Here is an 18,210-nt window from a genome sequence, read left to right on the forward strand (position 1 = left end):
GCTATGGACTGTCTGCCTTACTCTGGTTGAATGCTTTTACCAATCTGGTAAACAGTGTCCACGCTTTTTATATGACCTTATTTTAGATAGAATGATAAATTAGAATGGAAGGAAATCATGCCTACAAATAGGAAAAATGATATGATGGTTTATTGCTCATTTTGTGGCAAGAGCCAAGAAGAAGTAAAGAAAATAATCGCTGGGAACAACGCCTTTATCTGTAATGAATGTGTGGAGTTGGCCCAGGAAATCATTCGGGAGGAGTTGGCCGAGGAAGTTTTGGCAGACTTGTCTGAAGTACCAAAACCAATCGAACTCCTCAATATCCTAAATCACTATGTGATTGGTCAAGATCGTGCCAAACGTGCCTTGGCAGTGGCTGTATACAATCACTATAAACGCATCAATTTCCACGATACGCGTGAAGAGTCAGAAGATGTGGATTTGCAGAAGTCAAATATCCTGATGATTGGTCCAACTGGTTCTGGGAAAACTTTCTTGGCTCAGACTTTGGCTAAGAGCTTGAATGTACCTTTTGCTATTGCAGATGCGACAGCTCTTACTGAGGCTGGGTATGTGGGTGAGGACGTGGAAAATATCCTCCTCAAACTCTTGCAGGCTGCTGACTTTAACATCGAACGTGCAGAGCGTGGAATTATTTACGTGGATGAAATTGACAAGATTGCCAAGAAGAGCGAGAACGTGTCTATCACACGTGATGTTTCGGGTGAAGGAGTGCAACAAGCCCTTCTTAAAATCATCGAAGGAACTGTAGCCAGCGTACCACCTCAGGGTGGACGCAAACATCCGCAACAAGAGATGATTCAGGTGGACACTAAAAATATCCTCTTCATCGTGGGTGGTGCCTTTGATGGCATCGAAGAAATCGTTAAACAACGTCTGGGTGAGAAAGTTATTGGATTTGGTCAAAACAACAAGGCGATTGACGAAAACAGCTCCTACATGCAAGAAATCATCGCAGAAGACATTCAAAAATTCGGGATTATCCCTGAGTTGATTGGACGCTTGCCTGTATTTGCTGCTCTTGAGCAATTGACAGTTGATGACTTGGTTCGCATCCTGAAAGAGCCAAGAAATGCCTTGGTGAAACAATACCAAACCTTGCTTTCTTATGATGACGTTGAGTTGGAATTTGACGATGAAGCCCTTCAGGAAATCGCCAATAAGGCTATCGAACGCAAAACTGGTGCGCGTGGTCTTCGGTCTATTATCGAAGAAACCATGCTAGACGTTATGTTTGAAGTTCCAAGTCAAGAAAATGTGAAATTGGTTCGCATCACAAAAGAAGCTGTCGATGGAACGGAAAAACCAATCCTAGAAACAGCCTAGAGGTGACTATGGAACTTAATACACACAATGCTGAAATCTTGCTCAGTGCGGCCAATAAATCCCACTATCCGCAAGATGACCTGCCAGAGATTGCCCTTGCAGGGCGTTCAAATGTTGGCAAATCTAGCTTTATCAACACCATGCTGAACCGCAAGAATCTTGCTCGTACATCGGGGAAACCTGGTAAAACCCAGCTACTCAACTTCTTTAACATTGATGACAAGATGCGCTTTGTGGATGTACCAGGTTATGGCTATGCCCGCGTTTCCAAAAAGGAGCGTGAAAAGTGGGGGCGCATGATTGAGGAGTACCTAACGACTCGGGAAAATCTCCGTGCGGTTGTCAGTTTGGTGGATCTCCGCCACAACCCGTCAGCAGATGATGTGCAGATGTACGAATTTCTCAAGTATTATGAGATTCCAGTTATCATCGTTGCGACCAAGGCGGACAAGATTCCTCGTGGTAAGTGGAATAAGCACGAATCAGCAATCAAAAAGAAATTAAACTTTGACCCAAGTGACGACTTCATCCTCTTTTCATCTGTCAGCAAGGCAGGGATGGATCAGGCTTGGGATGCAATATTAGAAAAATTGTGAGGGAAAGAAATGGCAAAAACAATTCATACAGACAAAGCTCCAAAAGCAATCGGACCATATGTTCAAGGAAAAATCGTTGGCAATCTTTTGTTTGCTAGCGGTCAAGTTCCCCTATCTCCTGAAACTGGAGAAATTGTAGGAGAAACGATCCAAGAACAGACAGAACAAGTCTTGAAAAATATCGGCGCTATTTTGGCAGAAGCAGGAACAGACTTTGACCATGTTGTTAAAACAACTTGCTTCTTGAGCGATATGAATGACTTTGTTCCTTTTAACGAGGTTTACCAGACTGCCTTTAAAGAGGAATTTCCAGCTCGTTCAGCTGTAGAGGTTGCACGTCTTCCTCGTGATGTAAAAGTCGAAATTGAAGTGATCGCAGAGATTGGATAAGCTAGTTGAAGTTTGGCTCTGCCAAACTTTTTTTGATATAAGGAGAGATAGATGACAAAGAAACAACTTCACCTGGTGATTGTGACAGGGATGAGTGGTGCAGGGAAAACGGTAGCCATTCAGTCCTTCGAGGATTTGGGATATTTCACTATTGACAATATGCCGCCAGCCCTCTTGCCAAAGTTTTTGCAGTTGGTAGAGACCAAGGATGATGACCATAAGTTAGCCCTAGTAGTCGATATGCGGAGCCGTTCCTTCTTTTCAGAGATTCAGGCTGTTTTGGATGAATTGGAAAACCAAGACGATTTGGATTTTAAAATTCTCTTTTTGGATGCAAAAGATAAGGAATTGGTGGCACGCTATAAGGAAACTAGAAGAAGTCACCCTCTAGCTGCTGATGGTCGGATTTTAGATGGCATCAAGCTGGAACGTGAACTCTTGGCACCTTTGAAAAACATGAGTCAAAATGTGGTGGATACGACAGAACTCACTCCTCGTGAACTGCGTAAAACCATTGCAGAGCAATTTTCAGACCAAGAACAAGCCCAGTCTTTCCGTATCGAAGTCATGTCTTTTGGATTCAAGTATGGTATCCCGATCGATGCAGACTTGGTTTTTGATGTTCGTTTCTTGCCAAATCCATACTACCTTCCGGAGCTCCGTAATCAGACAGGTGAGGATCAAGCAGTTTATGACTATGTGATGAATCATGAAGAGTCTGAAAGTTTCTATCAGCACTTGCTTGCCTTGATTGAGCCCATTTTGCCAAGTTACAAAAAAGAAGGCAAGTCTGTTTTAACTATCGCAGTAGGTTGTACAGGTGGACAGCACCGTAGTGTTGCCTTTGCCAAACGAATTGCTGAGGACCTTGCTAAAAACTGGCCTGTCAATGAAAGCCATCGTGACAAAGACAGAAGAAAGGAAACGGTAAACCGTTCATGAGAAAACCAAAGATAACGGTAATTGGTGGAGGAACTGGTATCCCCGTCATTTTGAAAAGCTTGCGAGAAAAGGATGTTGATATCGCAGCCATCGTAACGGTAGCTGATGATGGTGGATCTTCTGGTGAGCTAAGAAAGAATATCCAACAGCTGACACCACCAGGTGATCTTCGCAATGTCCTGGTAGCCATGTCGGATATGCCTAAATTTTATGAGAAGGTTTTTCAGTACCGCTTTTCAGAAGAGGCTGGAGCTTTTGCGGGTCATCCGCTAGGAAATATTATCATTGCTGGCCTATCTGAAATGCAAGGGTCCACTTACAATGCCATGCAGCTGCTAAGTCTCTTTTTCCACACAACAGGAAAAATCTACCCCTCAAGCGATCAGCCTTTGACACTGCATGCAGTCTTTAAAGACGGTTCTGAGGTGGCAGGTGAGAGCCACATTGCAGATCATCCCGGCATGATCGACCATGTTTATGTGACCAATACCTTGGATGATGAAACACCGCAAGCCAGCCGTCGAGTGGTCAATACTATCCTAGAGAGTGACATGATTGTCTTGGGGCCTGGTTCCCTCTTTACATCGATTTTGCCGAATATTGTCATTGAGGAGATCGGGCAGGCTCTCTTGGAGACTAAGGCAGAGATCGCCTATGTCTGCAATATCATGACCCAGCGTGGGGAAACAGAGTACTTTTCAGACAGTGACCACGTGGAAGTCCTCCATCGACACTTAGGTCGGCCTTTTATTGATACAGTCTTGGTTAATATCGAAAAGGTTCCTAGAGAATACATGGATACCAACCGTTTTGATGAATATTTGGTTCAGGTAGAGCATGACTTTGCTGGTCTTTGCAAGCAGGTTCCTCGTGTGATTTCATCCAACTTCCTTCGTTTGGAAAATGGAGGTGCCTTCCATGATGGCGATTTGATTGTAGATGAATTGATGCGCATTATACAGGTGAGAAAATGAGTTTTACAGTCGCAGTAAAAGAGGAAATTCTTGGTCAACATCATCTAAGCCGACATGAATTGTCTGCCATCATCAAGATGTCTGGCAGTATCGGTCTCTCGACTTCTGGCCTAACCTTGTCAGTGGTGACTGAAAATGCTAAGTTGGCTCGGCATCTCTATGAGTCCTTTCTCCATTTTTATGAGATTAAGTCTGAGATTCGACACCATCAGAGAAGCAATCTTCGCAAGAATCGTGTCTACACGGTCTATACCGATGAGAGAGTGCAGGAGCTTTTAGCTGATTTGCGGCTTGCGGATTCCTTCTTTGGTTTGGAGACGGGCATTGATCCCGATATTTTAGCAGATGAAGAAGCTGGTCGTGCTTACTTATGTGGAGCCTTTCTGGCAAATGGTAGTATTCGAGATCCTGAGTCTGGCAAGTACCAGTTGGAGATCAGTTCCGTTTATCTGGACCACGCCCAAGGACTAGCCTCTCTCCTCCAGCAATTTTTACTGGATGCCAAGGTTATTGAGCGCAAGAAAGGTGCAGTTACCTATCTCCAGCGTGCAGAAGATATCATGGATTTCTTGATCGTGATTGGGGCCATGCAGGCTCGTGATAACTTTGAGCGTGTCAAGATTTTGCGTGAAACCCGTAACGATCTCAATCGCGCCAATAACGCTGAAACAGCCAATATCGCTCGGACAGTTTCTGCCAGTATGAAGACCATTAATAATATCAGTAAAATCAAAGATAGAATGGGCTTGGAAAATTTACCCGTGGATTTGCAAGAGGTGGCTCAGTTGCGAATCCAGCACCCAGACTACTCTATCCAGCAGTTGGCAGATAGCCTGAGCAATCCCCTAACCAAAAGTGGTGTCAACCACAGACTCAGAAAGATCAATAAAATAGCAGATGAATTATAAAACCACGAATCGTTGATCCGTGGTTCTTTTCTTATAAACTGGTTGAGTGTTTTGGTTGAACTTTTTGTTCTGGGTCGATGTAGTTGATAGCATTGTTAACAGCTGTTGGAGCTTCACCCAGTCCTGTAGCAATCAAATCAATCTTACCTTCATAGTAGCAGCAGTCGCCGATAGCATAGATACCTGCTTGGCTAGACTCTTGCTTGCTATTGACGATAATCTTGTGACGGTTGAGGTCCAGACCCCAATTTTTAAGATTACCAACAGAAGACTTGAAGCCGTAGTTGACAAAGAGATGGTCTACTTCGATAGTTTCGGTTTCATCTGATTTGACTTTGGTGATTTCTAGTTTGTCGAGTGTTTTACCATCTCCAAGGAGTTGGCTAGGGACGAACGGTGTCTTGATGGTCACAGATGATTCTTGCAGGGCTTGCACACTATGTTCCAAGGCGCGGAAGTTATCTCGACGGTGAACAAGGATAGTTGGCGCAATTTTTTCAAAAGCTAGAGCCCAGTCCACAGCTGAGTCTCCCCCACCAAGGATGGTTACTTTCTTCCCAGCGTATTGTTGGATATTGGAAACGTGGTAGTGGATATTTTCATAGTTTTCGACGCCATCTAATTCGAGTGGACGTGGTTTAAAGGCACCACCACCCATGGCAATGATGACTGTTTTGGTCAGGTGGCTTCCTTTGTTGGTTGTGATGGTAAAACCTTGAACTTGCTTTTCAATCTCAAGAACAGTTTCGTTGAGGTGAACAGGTGTTTCAAAGCCGTTTAGCTGTTCAATCAAGCGATTGGTCAGCTCTTCCCCAGTTAAGTTTGGAAAACCTGGTACATCAAGGATTTGCTTCTCAGGATAGAGGATGGCAGGCTGGCCACCTAGCTGGGGAAGGGAGTCGATGATTTGGACTTTGGCTTGGCGGAGGTGGGCGTAAAAGGCAGCAAAGAGCCCAACAGGACCGCCACCTACAATAGTAATATCATAAAGTTGAGACATGATTTCTCCTTCGTTTTTTCTAATCAGTTTATTTTATCATATTTTTGCTTAATTTAAAATGAGGTAGGATAGGGAAAAAATGGGCAAAAAATGGTATAATGGTACAGAAAGTGTTTTGACAGGGAGGAGGCCAGGGATGAATTTTCAACCATTATCCAATTTGCAATACTGGACGAGTTTGTTTTCAAGCCCTTGGACAATAGTCACCAATCTGATTGATATTCTCATTGTGACTTATATTTTATATCATTTTACCAAAGCGATTGCAGGGACCAAAATCATGATATTGGTACGGGGAGTCCTGGTCTTTATTTTAGGCCAGATTTTGTCCAATATGATTGGTTTGACGACCATTTCCTGGTTGATCAATCAGATCATCACTTATGGGGTTATCGCAGCAGTAGTTATCTTTTCACCAGAGATTCGGACTGGTTTGGAGAGATTGGGTCGAGCTACTGATTTCTTCTACAATGCCCCTATTAGTGCGGAAGAGCAAATGGTTCGTGCCTTTGTCAAATCAGTCGAGTACATGAGTCCTCGTAAGATTGGTGCTCTGGTAGCAGTTCAGCGAGTGAGAACCTTGCAGGAGTACATCTCAACTGGGATTCCTCTAGATGCTAAAATTTCCTCTGAGTTATTGATTAATATCTTTATCCCCAATACTCCCTTGCACGATGGTGCGGTCATTGTCAGAGAAGACAGGATCGCCGTAACTTCAGCCTACCTACCCCTGACTGAAAATACAGGAATTTCCAAGGAGTTTGGGACACGTCACAGGGCAGCGATTGGTTTGTCGGAAGTATCAGATGCTCTTACCTTTGTGGTTTCAGAGGAAACAGGCGGAATCTCAATCACCTATAATGGAGTCTTTAAGCATGATTTGACCTTGGAAGAGTTTGAATCGGAGTTAAGAAGAATCTTGCTTCCGACATCAGAGAAAAAACAGGGTCTGAAAGAGCGTTTGCTAGGAGGATTGAAACATGAGAAAAAATAGCCTTTATATTATTTCTTCCTTCTTTTTCGCCTGCATCCTCTTTGTCTATGCGACTTCAACAAACTATCAGAATAGCAACAGTGCCAGACAAGTGCGGACAGAAACCTATACCAATACGGTTCTTAATGTCCCAATCGATATTCAGTATGACAGTGATCAGTACTTTATTAGTGGTTTTACATCTGAAGTGACCGTCTTTCTGACTGGGTCAAACAGAGTTGCTTTGGCAAGCGAGATGCAGGAAAGCACTCGGAAATTCAAGGTCAAAGCTGACTTAACCAATGCCAGTGTAGGAACCATCGAAGTGCCTCTGACTATTGAAAATTTACCGAGTGGTTTGACGGCTGTTGCGACACCGCAAAAGATAACAGTGAAGGTTGGTAAAAAAGCAAAACGTGATAATGTAATCGTTGTGCCGGAGATTGACCCTAGCCAGATTGATTCTCGTGTGAAAATTGATACAGTCACTGTGTCAGATGAAAAAGTAACGGTTATTAGTGACGAGGAAACTCTCTCTAGAGTAGATCGTGTTATTGCCATCTTGCCGACGAGTGAACGGATAACAGGTAACTACTCGGCCTCTGTTCCACTACAAGCAGTTGATAAAAATGGAAATGTCTTGCCAAGCGTCATTATGCCATTTGACACTACAATGAAAATTACAACCAAAACAGTATCGTCTAGCTCGAGTTCTTCGTCAACGACCTCGTCAACGGGCTCTTCAACCAGCAGCTCGTCTTCAACGAGTTCAGAAACGAAACCAGACTCGTCTAAACAGGACTAAATAAAATAGTAGAAAAGGATGATAAATAAAATGGGTAAATATTTTGGGACCGATGGAGTCCGTGGAGAAGCAAACGTAGAACTGACACCAGAATTGGCCTTTAAATTGGGACGTTTTGGTGGTTATGTTCTTAGCCAACATGAAACGGAAGCCCCTAAAGTCTTTGTAGGACGTGATACACGTATTTCAGGAGAAATGCTAGAATCTGCCTTAGTGGCAGGTCTCCTCTCTGTAGGGATTCACGTCTACAAACTCGGTGTCCTTGCAACACCAGCAGTAGCTTATTTGGTCAAAACTGAGGGAGCCAGTGCAGGTGTCATGATTTCCGCTAGTCACAACCCAGCCCTTGATAATGGAATTAAGTTCTTTGGAGGGGATGGCTTCAAACTTGATGACGAAAAAGAAGCAGAAATCGAAGCCTTGTTGGACGCTACAGAAGACACCCTTCCTCGTCCAAGTGCCGAAGGCTTGGGAACCTTGGTGGACTATCCAGAAGGTTTACGTAAGTATGAAGGCTACCTTGTTTCAACTGGAACGCCTCTTGAAGGAATGAAAGTGGCCTTGGACACAGCAAACGGTGCAGCGTCTACAAGTGCTCGTCAAATCTTTGCAGACCTTGGGGCTCAAATAACTGTTATCGGTGAGACACCAGATGGTCTTAACATCAACTTGAATGTGGGTTCTACACACCCAGAAGCTCTCCAAGAACTAGTCAAAGAAAGCCAGTCAGCTATTGGTTTGGCCTTTGACGGAGACAGTGACCGCTTGATTGCTGTCGATGAAAATGGCGATATTGTCGATGGTGATAAGATTATGTATATCATTGGGAAATACCTTTCTGAAAAAGGTCAGTTGGCTCAAAACACCATCGTAACAACGGTTATGTCTAACCTTGGCTTCCATAAGGCCTTGGAGAGTGCTGGCATTAACAAGGCAGTGACTGCTGTTGGTGATCGCTATGTCGTTGAAGAAATGAGAAAATCAGGCTACAACCTTGGTGGTGAACAATCAGGCCACGTTATCTTGATGGATTACAATACAACTGGTGATGGTCAATTATCAGCTGTCCAATTGACTAAAATCATGAAAGAAACAGGCAAGAGCTTGTCTCAACTAGCATCAGAAGTGACGATTTACCCACAAAAACTGGTTAATATCCGAGTCGAAAATGCTATGAAAGAGAAAGCCATGGAAGTACCAGCCATCAAGACAATCATCGAAAAGATGGAAGAAGAAATGGCAGGGAACGGTCGTATCCTTGTCCGCCCAAGTGGAACAGAACCCCTCTTGCGTGTCATGGCAGAAGCCCCAACAACAGAAGAAGTTAACTACTACGTAGATACAATTGCTGCTGTTGTTAAAGATGAAATTGGAATTGACTAAAGCCTAGAAAACTAGATGAAATGATAAAAATGTGGTACAATTGCATAGTAAATTGTAGCAATGGGAGAGAAAAATGAATCTTAAACGAGAACAAGAATTTGTTAGCCAGTATCACTTTGATGCTCGTAACTTTGAATGGGAAAATGAAAATGGAGCTCCTGAAACCAAGGTAGACGTGAACTTTCAGTTGCTCCAACATGACCAAGAAAATCAAGTAACTTCTTTAGTCGTTATCTTGAGTTTCATGATTGTCTTTGACAAATTTGTCATCAGCGGAACAATTTCTCAAGTTAACCATGTGGAAGACCGTATTGTCAACGAACCAAGCGAATTTAACCAAGAAGAAGTCGAAACCTTGGCACGTCCATGCTTGAACATGCTCAACCGTTTGACTTATGAAGTAACAGAAATCGCCTTGGATCTTCCAGGGATCAATTTGGAGTTTTAGTCATGAAATTAGCTGTCATTACAGATTCTTCAGCCTATTTAGATGAGAGGACGCTGCAAAGAGAGAATCTATTTATCTTGGATATTCCTGTCAATATTGATGGGGAAGAGTATGTCGAAGGTGTCAATCTGACTGCTGAGGAATTTTATCAAAAAATGGCTCAGTCTGCAGAATTGCCTAAGACCAGTCAACCAAGTATTGCCAAATTAGATGAGATTCTAAGTTCCTTGAAAGACGAGGGTTATACTCATGTCTTGGGCCTCTTTCTTTCGTGAGGAATTTCAGGCTTTTATCAGAACATCCAATATATGTTAGACGAGTATGAAGGTTTGACCATTGCCTTTCCAGATACCCATATCACAAGTTCCCCTCTAGGATTTATGGTAGAGAGTGCCTTTGAATGGGCAGAACAAGGCGATGATTTTGCCCAGATTCAGGAGAAGTTGGGGATTCAAATTGCTGATAATTCAGCCTTTATCATAGTAGATGATCTCGACCACTTGGTTAAAGGAGGACGTTTGTCAAATGGGGCAGCCGTCTTAGGGAATCTCCTCAGTATCAAGCCTATCCTTTACTTTAATGACCAAGGAGTGATTGAAGTTTACGAAAAAGTTCGTACAGAAAAGAAAGCAATCAAACGTTTGGTGGAAATCATCAAGGAGTTGACAAAAGATGGGGACTACCGTATTACAGTCATTCATGGGAACGCACCTCAGAAGGCAGCGGATTTACGTCAGTTTTTGATTGAGAGTGGTGTGACTTCTGAGATTCCAATTGTTAGCTTTGGTAGTGTCATTGGGACCCACCTTGGAGAAGGCAGTATCGCCTTGAGCTATACACCAATCGTCTAAATTGTTCTTACAGGCTTTGTATCTTAGAAATTGAACACGGGCTACCTGCCTCTTGAAAAAAGATGCCTGTCTTGCCTTTCATGGAAAGTCAGCGCCATTCCCTATTTTTCATGGGCAGCTAACGTCCTTTGTATCTTAGACAGGAGTAGAGATGAGTATTCGAGTAATTATTGCCGGTTTTAAGGGAAAGATGGGCCAAGCTGCTTGTCAGATGGTCTTGGCTGATCCAGACTTGGACTTGGTCGCAGTTTTGGATTCTTTTGAGTCTGAGTCAGAGTGGCAGGGGATTCCTGTCTTTAATGATAAGGCTGACTTGGCTGGTTTTGAAGCGGATATCTGGGTGGATTTTACTACACCAGCCGTTGCTTACGAAAATACGCGTTTTGCCCTTGAAAATGGCTTTGCTCCTGTCGTAGGAACAACTGGATTCACTAGTGAAGAAATTGCAGAATTAAAAGCATTTTCCCGTGAACAAGATTTGGGTGGCTTGATTGCCCCTAACTTTGCCTTGGGGGCTGTCTTGCTTATGCAATTTGCGACGCAGGCTGCCAAATATTTCCCCAATGTGGAGATTATCGAGCTTCATCATGACAAGAAAAAAGATGCTCCGAGCGGAACAGCTATTAAAACGGCTGAGCTGATGGCGGAAGTGCGAGAGTCTATCCAACAAGGTGCGCCTGATGAGGAAGAATTGATTGCTGGTGCCCGTGGTGCTGATTTTGATGGCATGCGGATCCACTCAGTTCGTTTGCCAGGCTTAGTAGCTCATCAAGAAGTTATCTTTGGCAATCAGGGAGAAGGATTGACCCTTCGTCATGACTCCTATGATCGCAGCTCCTTCATGACAGGGGTCAATTTGGGAATCAAAGAAGTTGTCAAGCGTCATGAGCTTGTCTATGGATTAGAACACTTATTATGAGATTAACGCAAATGCCTTCTGAATTTCAGAAGGCTTTACCAGTATTAGAAAAAATTAAAGAAGCAGGTTTTGAAGCCTATTTTGTTGGGGGCTCTGTTCGAGATGCCCTCCTCAATCGCCCCATCCACGATGTGGACATTGCGACTTCTTCCTATCCAGAAGAGACCAAGCAGATTTTTCCGCGAACAGCCGATATCGGAATCGAGCACGGAACCGTCTTGGTTTTAGATGGGGACGAGGAGTATGAGGTAACGACCTTTCGGACGGAGGATGTCTATGTGGACTATCGTAGACCTAGTGCGGTCTCCTTTGTTCGTTCGCTAGAAGAAGACCTCAAGCGCCGTGATTTCACAGTTAATGCCTTTGCCTTGGATGAGACAGGTGAAATCATTGACTTGTTCCATGGATTAGAAGATTTGAAAAACCAAGTCTTGCGAGCAGTTGGAGTGGCTAGTGAGCGTTTCAACGAAGATGCTTTGCGGATTATGCGTGGTTTCCGTTTTCAGGCCAGTCTTGGTTTTAAACTTGAGTCAGAAACTTTTGAAGCGATGAAGACTTTGACGCCACTTTTGGAGAAAATTTCTGTGGAGCGCACCTTCGTTGAGTTTGATAAACTCTTGCTGGCACCTTTTTGGCGAGTTGGTCTGTCTTCCATGATTGAGAGTCGAGCTTATGACTATCTTCCAGATATGGCAGGGAACCAGGACAAGCTCAACAGACTGTTTGATTTGGAGACTGAGTTCACTTTTGAATCTTCCGAACAAGCCTGGGCAGCTCTATTGTGGGCTTTGGAGATTAAAGATGCGCAACCATTTTTGAAACATTGGAAGACCTCACGCCAATTTGCCAAGCAGGTTCAGGATTTGCTGACTATTTTGGCTTTGCGAGAAGAAGGAGAGCTGAGCAAGCGGGATTGTTATCGCTTTGACTTGGATTTGCTTTTGCAGGCTGAAAATCTTCGTCAGGCTCAAGGAAAAGAAGTCAACCCACAAACCATCAAAGAAACTTACCAGAGTTTGTCCATTCATGATAAGAAAGAAATCCAAATCAATGGTGGTGTTTTGATTAAGGAATATGGTTATCAACCTGGGCCAGATTTGGGAGAGATTTTAACAGAGATTGAGTTTGCCATTGTCGATGGAGAATTGGAAAATGACCGTCAAGCCATCCATGTTTACCTAAGGGAGAAAAAATGAGTGATTTTATCGTTGAAAAACTAAGTAAATCCGTTGGTGACAAGACAGTTTTTAAGGATATTTCCTTTATCATCCATGACCTAGACAGAATCGGTCTAATCGGTGTCAATGGAACGGGTAAGACTACCCTTTTAGATGTTCTTTCTGGAGTTTCAGGTTTTGATGGTGATGTCAGTCCTTTTTCAGCTAAAAATGATTACCAGATTGGCTACTTGACTCAGGATCCAGATTTTGACGACAGTAAGACTGTTCTAGATACCGTTCTGTCCAGCGACCTCAAAGAAATCCAGTTGATTCGTGAGTATGAACTCCTCATGCTCAACTATAGCGAGGATAAGCAGGCTCGTTTGGAACGGGTCATGGCTGAGATGGATTCTCTCCAAGCCTGGGAAATCGAAAGTCAGATTAAGACTGTTCTCAGCAAGTTGGGTATTCAGGATTTGTCGACTCCAGTTGGTGAATTGTCAGGTGGTCTGAGAAGACGGGTCCAGTTGGCGCAAGTTCTCCTAGGAAACCACGACCTCTTGCTTCTGGACGAGCCGACCAACCACCTGGACATTGCGACCATTGAGTGGCTGACTCTCTTTTTGAAAAATTCCAAGAAAACAGTTCTCTTTATCACCCACGATCGTTATTTCCTAGACGCTTTATCAACACGGATTTTCGAATTGGATCGCGCAGGATTGACTGAGTATCAGGGAAATTATCAGGACTATGTTCGCCTCAAGGCAGAACAAGATGAGCGTGATGCAGCACTTCTCCACAAAAAAGAACAACTCTATAAGCAAGAATTAGCCTGGATGCGCAGACAACCGCAAGCGCGTGCGACCAAGCAACAGGCCCGTATCAATCGTTTCCACGATTTGAAAAAAGAAGTTTCAGGTGGCGTTGCTGAGACAGACTTGACCATGAACTTTGAAACTAGCCGTATTGGTAAGAAGGTCATCGAGTTTAAGGATGTTTCCTTTGCTTATGAGAATAAGCCGATATTGCAAGATTTTAATCTCTTGGTGCAAGCTAAAGACCGTATCGGTATCGTTGGGGACAATGGTGTTGGGAAGTCAACCCTGCTTAACCTCATCGCAGGAAGTCTTGAGCCGACTAAAGGTCAGGTTATCATAGGTGAGACGGTTCGCATTGCCTATTTCTCTCAACAAATTGATGGCCTGGATGAAAGCAAGCGCGTTATCAATTACCTGCAGGAAGTGGCAGAAGAGGTTAAGACCAGTGGTGGTTCCACAACTTCCATCGCTGAGTTGCTGGAGCAGTTCCTCTTCCCACGTTCGACACATGGAACCTTGATTGAGAAATTGTCTGGTGGAGAGAAAAAACGCCTTTATCTCCTAAAACTACTTTTGGAAAAACCAAATGTTCTTCTTTTGGACGAGCCGACAAATGACCTAGATATTGCGACCTTGACAGTTTTGGAAAATTTCTTGCAGAGCTTTGCAGGGCCAGTATTGACAGTCAGCCACGACCGTTATTTCCTAGATAAGGTAGCGACCAAGATTCTCGCTTTTGAGGATGGCAAGATTCGTCCTTTCTTTGGTCATTACACCGACTACCTTGATGAAAAAGCTTTTGAAACTGATATGGCCAATCAAGTGCAAAAGGCAGAAAAGGAGAAAGTGGTCAAGGTTCGTGAAGACAAGAAACGCATGACCTACCAAGAAAAGCAGGAGTGGGCAAGCATTGAAGGCGATATTGAAGCCTTGGAAAATCGTATCGCTGCTATTGAAGAAGAAATGCAGGCAAACGGCTCTGACTTTGGTAAACTAGCTACTCTTCAAAAAAAACTAGATGAGAAAAACGAAGCACTCCTTGAAAAATACGAACGTTATGAATACCTAAGTGAGTTGGCATGATGGAAGAAAAAATCATTAAACGTAGTCCCAAGAAAATCATTTGGAATACCTTGTTCGGTCTTTTCGTCTTGTTACCTCTATCTTATCTCTATTCGTATTCGGAAAAGGGGAGCAAACTTCATGCGATAAGTCTTTTGTTTATGCTGGTTGTCCTCTTTTGTGCTGGAGTAATCATTTATCAGACATACAGACTGTTAAGCTTGGATAAGGAGTATTTGAGATGCACAGTTGAGGGGTTTTACTACAAACCAAACCCAAAGAAACCCAGTCATTTCTATGCTTGGGCAGATGTAGAGGAATTTTCCTTCTCTCGGATTGGAGGAAAGTATAGGAATTCCTATCGGATTGAAGTTTATTTTAAAAATAAGGAAAATGTGAAATCCCAATCACTTATAGCTCTACTGAAGAGAAGGTGTTTCCCTTTTCATCCGTCAGCAGATTTGATCATCCCTATCATTCTACTAGATGTAGATTTTCCTGAAAGGGTCTATGAGATCATGAAGTACTATGAAAGAGAATGGCGTATCGAACAAAATCGTCAAGCAAGAAAAGAGGCAAAACAAGCTTTGAAAAGCAATTCTTCCAAACTGTCATAGTTCGTCTTTGCTTAAAGTAGAATAATCAAAATGGCCCTATCCACTGGATAGGGTCATTGTTTGTCTTCTTTTTTAGTTTCTTGGTGGAAGATGTTTTGCCAAGTCTCATGGCGACGCCAGATACTGGTGTGGACGATGCCATCTAGCTCATAGCAAATGAGCTTGGTTTTCTGACTAATGGAGGTAATCTGAATGTTCTTAATCGTAGCACTAAGTTCTTTTTCAGCCTTATAAGCCTCTTTATCCATCTGCTCTCCATCTTGACGGATATAGAGAAAGTCCTCAGCAAGGAGTTCTTCTAGCTGATTTCCTTGGTCAATCAATTGCTCACGCATGAGCAGTTTTTTATAGACATTGTCTAAAATCTCGTCCTCAGGTATGGGAGCTGGTTCGATATGGACATCGGTATCAAAGACTCCAAAACGCTCTTCCAGCATGGATTCGACCTGGTCTGCAATTTCGTGACTTTCATAGACTGATAAATCAGGATTCATCTCCAGGGTGATATCAAGGTAGATATTGCTACCGTAGGTCCGCCCTCTTTGGGACTTGACCTTACTAATCTTTGGGATTTCCATTATAGCCTTTTGGTAGTCCTCTAGCAGACGGTCATCAAAACCATCTGAAAGACTGAAGGAAGACTCGATAAAGATATCGTAAGCTGTCTTTAAGATGAAGAAAGTGATAATGATAGCGACTAATTTATCCACGATTGGATAATTGAAACTGCTGGCTAGGATAGCAATGGAGGTTCCAAGTGAGGTGACAGCATCGGAAAGATTGTCCTTGGCAGCTGCCTTGAGAGCCTTGGATTTGGATTTCTTACTGAGGCGTGTGTTATAGAGATAAACAGCAAACATAACCGCTGCTGAAATGATTCCTAGAATCGCTCCCAGAGGATCAATGGGTGTTTGTTCCCGACTGAGGATTTTTTGAATGGTGTCCCGAAGCACATCAAAACCAACATAGAACATGATGATGGAAGTAATCAAGCTAGCCAAATCTTCAATCTTCCAGTGACCAAAGCGATGGTCACGGTCTGCAGGTTGGCGGGCCATCCGAATCCCAATCAAGAGAGCAACATTTCCGATAATATCGGATACGTTGTTAAAACCATCTGCCACCAAACTGGAAGAATGCAGGAGGTGACCAGTTGCCAATTTTGCTGCAGACAAGAGGAGGTAGGTCGAAATGCTGATAATGGCTCCACGTTCTGCCAATTTAAGATTTGACATGGATTGGTTCATCGGGCTTCCTTTCTAGTCATATAGTATTCTACCATTATACTGGTTTTCATGGGAAAATTCAAACGATATAGGCTTACAAGATTGGAGGTAAGCTAGTTTTTTATAAGGAAATGTGGTAGAATTGAAGAGTAATATTTATTCGAAAGAGAGCTTGTAATGATAAATAAAAATATGGTCAGTAGGCTACTTAGCTTAAGTTTTTTATTTTTGCCATTTTTATTTTTTTATCTCTATATATCGATGAGAGGTTTTGAATATCCTGTAGTAGATGATATCATGGTGAATCAAACTATATTATCTGGGGATAATATGCTATTACCCTATGTAGGAATTTTATTATCTACAGGGTTGGTCTTTCTTCAAAAAATTTTTACTGATTGGAATATTTTTTTTATCTTTTTAGTTAGTATTTATTGTATTAGTTTTGGTGTCTATGCTATCTTTTTTTATAAGAAAAAACTGTATCTTTTGCTTCCAATTGTGTTTTTAGCCCAATTGATACTTATTAAATATTTTTCTTTTTCCGTTATCGCATATTTATCAGCTACAGCAGCAACTTTTTTACTATTTGACAAAAGGTACATTTCAGGACTATCACTATTGTTCATTGGTTTATCCATTCGACCTCAAATTATATCAAGCTTTATTTTACTGTTATTCCCTTTTCTGCTATTTGAGTGGATATCTTCTAAAAAAAGAAAAGAAGTTGTTTTATTATTTAGCGTCATTTTACTAATTTTTGCTTCCAATAAACTATATACACTAGGGAAAGCTGACGTACAGGAGTATTTGACATGGAATGCCCTAAGTACGAATTTGAGAGATTATCCTGCTATTGATTATCAAAGACATGCGAATGAATTTGAAGCTTTGGGAGTAAGTGAGAATGATTTGAATGTCTCCACCTACTGGTTATTTGCTGAAAAAAAAGCCTTAAGTAATACTCTTTTAACAAACATTCAATCTGTTCGTTCCCTTTCAGAGAAATACTCGTTTAATCTGCTTCAGATGATATCAGATTTTTTTAAGAATAGTATTCTGATAACCTTCTCTTTAGTACTGATTAGTTGGTTTTTGATTTTTAAGCCTAAGAAGTTATACGGATGGTTTGTACCGATTTCCCCCTTACTTTTAATTGGAGCTCTCTTTGTTAGACAGAGGGTAGTAGAGCGCGTATATATCCCTCTAATAGTATGTTTCTTAGTAGTATTTATGTTTTATGCTCGATCATTTTATGAAAAAAGACGTTTATTTGATAAGAGGAAGGTGTTCCTTAGCTTACAAATAATGGGAATACTAGGAGGAGCAGTATGGATAAATCAGCTTGGACAAGAACTGTATTGGTTTCCCTATATTCAATCGTCAGTAGTCTCAGAGTACCAAAATCTTGTACAGAGGAATTCGGATAAACTTATTGTTTTTGGTGGATATGGCACTTTGGTTTCTTCACAGCCTACATTGTCAACTTTTAAATTAAGACCCAATCAGTTAGTGACAAATACAACTACATTAGGAAATTGGCAAACTTTTTCTCCTCATTATTATGAACAAATGAAACGATACGGAGTTGAAGAACCTGAAAATCTGTTGTCTTCTGCAATCAACAATCAGAATATTCTCTTCTTTTGGTCCACTTCCTCAGGGAATATGGATAGTGTTAAAAAAATTATGAAAGAACATTATCAGAAGGATGTTTACTTTGAGGAAGTTGAATCTGTCACTTCAGATATGAGCGTTTATCGTTTAAAATTAGGAACAGGAGGATAG

Annotated in this window: 17 protein-coding genes and 1 pseudogene; 16 read left to right on the top strand and 2 right to left on the bottom strand. The window is 42.2% G+C overall.

From position 1 onward, the window contains the following. The first annotated feature begins 117 nt into the window (after positions 1-117). From clpX to whiA, 6 genes are read left to right on the top strand one after another with little or no spacing between them, the layout of a single operon-like run. Complete coding sequence (clpX, locus tag I6H78_RS08270) at positions 118-1,350, top strand: ATP-dependent Clp protease ATP-binding subunit ClpX (protein WP_002874765.1); 1,233 nt, start codon at positions 118-120, stop codon at positions 1,348-1,350. A gap of 8 nt (positions 1,351-1,358) precedes the next feature. Beyond that, positions 1,359-1,946, top strand: coding sequence for a ribosome biogenesis GTP-binding protein YihA/YsxC (gene yihA / locus I6H78_RS08275; RefSeq protein WP_198459374.1), 588 nt, complete (start codon positions 1,359-1,361; stop codon positions 1,944-1,946). A gap of 9 nt (positions 1,947-1,955) precedes the next feature. Continuing rightward, complete coding sequence (locus I6H78_RS08280) at positions 1,956-2,336, top strand: RidA family protein (protein WP_001140420.1); 381 nt, start codon at positions 1,956-1,958, stop codon at positions 2,334-2,336. A gap of 51 nt (positions 2,337-2,387) precedes the next feature. Further along, positions 2,388-3,278, top strand: coding sequence for an RNase adapter RapZ (rapZ, locus tag I6H78_RS08285; RefSeq protein ID WP_000163046.1), 891 nt, complete (start codon positions 2,388-2,390; stop codon positions 3,276-3,278). Next, entirely contained in the window at positions 3,275-4,252 is a 978-nt protein-coding gene (locus tag I6H78_RS08290; protein WP_001231060.1) for a YvcK family protein, read from the top strand. The genes rapZ and I6H78_RS08290 overlap by 4 nt, the downstream gene beginning before the upstream one ends. Further along, on the top strand, positions 4,249-5,160 hold the full coding sequence (gene whiA / locus I6H78_RS08295; protein WP_042902710.1) for a DNA-binding protein WhiA: 912 nt from the start codon (positions 4,249-4,251) through the stop codon (positions 5,158-5,160). Before I6H78_RS08290 ends, whiA begins: the two co-directional genes overlap by 4 nt. 31 nt (positions 5,161-5,191) lie before the next feature. Here the strand turns inward: whiA and I6H78_RS08300 are convergent, their stop codons facing one another. Continuing rightward, positions 5,192-6,160 (bottom strand): NAD(P)/FAD-dependent oxidoreductase, encoded by a 969-nt coding sequence (locus I6H78_RS08300; RefSeq protein ID WP_198459375.1) that lies wholly within the window; start codon positions 6,158-6,160, stop codon positions 5,192-5,194. A gap of 136 nt (positions 6,161-6,296) precedes the next feature. Here I6H78_RS08300 and cdaA point away from each other — a divergent pair, with 136 nt between their 5' ends. The 9 genes and pseudogenes from cdaA (at position 6,297) to I6H78_RS08345 (ending at position 15,196) form a co-directional block, all read left to right on the top strand. Continuing rightward, complete coding sequence (gene cdaA, locus I6H78_RS08305; protein ID WP_033630051.1) at positions 6,297-7,154, top strand: diadenylate cyclase CdaA; 858 nt, start codon at positions 6,297-6,299, stop codon at positions 7,152-7,154. After that, positions 7,141-7,938: a CdaR family protein gene (locus I6H78_RS08310; protein ID WP_198459376.1), complete on the top strand. Its 798-nt coding sequence runs from the start codon at positions 7,141-7,143 to the stop codon at positions 7,936-7,938. Before cdaA ends, I6H78_RS08310 begins: the two co-directional genes overlap by 14 nt. Before the next feature lie 30 nt (positions 7,939-7,968). Beyond that, positions 7,969-9,321: a phosphoglucosamine mutase gene (gene glmM, locus I6H78_RS08315; protein WP_198460244.1), complete on the top strand. Its 1,353-nt coding sequence runs from the start codon at positions 7,969-7,971 to the stop codon at positions 9,319-9,321. A gap of 73 nt (positions 9,322-9,394) precedes the next feature. Beyond that, entirely contained in the window at positions 9,395-9,769 is a 375-nt protein-coding gene (locus I6H78_RS08320; protein ID WP_038805513.1) for a DUF1149 family protein, read from the top strand. Positions 9,770-9,771: 2 nt separating this feature from the next. Next, positions 9,772-10,620: pseudogene (locus I6H78_RS08325) on the top strand (DegV family protein). Between the two features lie 151 nt (positions 10,621-10,771). Beyond that, positions 10,772-11,539 (top strand): 4-hydroxy-tetrahydrodipicolinate reductase, encoded by a 768-nt coding sequence (dapB, locus tag I6H78_RS08330; RefSeq protein WP_198459377.1) that lies wholly within the window; start codon positions 10,772-10,774, stop codon positions 11,537-11,539. Further along, a complete protein-coding gene (locus I6H78_RS08335) occupies positions 11,536-12,735 on the top strand; it encodes a CCA tRNA nucleotidyltransferase (protein ID WP_198459378.1) in 1,200 nt (399 codons plus the stop codon). Before dapB ends, I6H78_RS08335 begins: the two co-directional genes overlap by 4 nt. Then, complete coding sequence (locus I6H78_RS08340; RefSeq protein ID WP_198459379.1) at positions 12,732-14,600, top strand: ABC-F family ATP-binding cassette domain-containing protein; 1,869 nt, start codon at positions 12,732-12,734, stop codon at positions 14,598-14,600. The genes I6H78_RS08335 and I6H78_RS08340 overlap by 4 nt, the downstream gene beginning before the upstream one ends. Continuing rightward, positions 14,597-15,196 carry a hypothetical protein gene (locus tag I6H78_RS08345; protein ID WP_198459380.1) on the top strand — a complete coding sequence of 200 codons (600 nt, stop codon included), beginning with the start codon at positions 14,597-14,599 and terminating at the stop codon, positions 15,194-15,196. The genes I6H78_RS08340 and I6H78_RS08345 overlap by 4 nt, the downstream gene beginning before the upstream one ends. Positions 15,197-15,249: 53 nt before the next feature. Here the strand turns inward: I6H78_RS08345 and mntE are convergent, their stop codons facing one another. Continuing rightward, positions 15,250-16,443 carry a CDF family manganese efflux transporter MntE gene (gene mntE / locus I6H78_RS08350; protein ID WP_198459381.1) on the bottom strand — a complete coding sequence of 398 codons (1,194 nt, stop codon included), beginning with the start codon at positions 16,441-16,443 and terminating at the stop codon, positions 15,250-15,252. A gap of 156 nt (positions 16,444-16,599) precedes the next feature. Between mntE and I6H78_RS08355 the strand changes: the two genes are divergently transcribed. Continuing rightward, positions 16,600-18,210, top strand: a complete 1,611-nt coding sequence (locus tag I6H78_RS08355) for a hypothetical protein (protein WP_198459382.1) — start codon at positions 16,600-16,602, stop codon at positions 18,208-18,210.

The sequence above is a fragment of the Streptococcus oralis genome, from assembly GCF_016127915.1.
Lineage (GTDB): Bacteria > Bacillota > Bacilli > Lactobacillales > Streptococcaceae > Streptococcus > Streptococcus oralis_BO.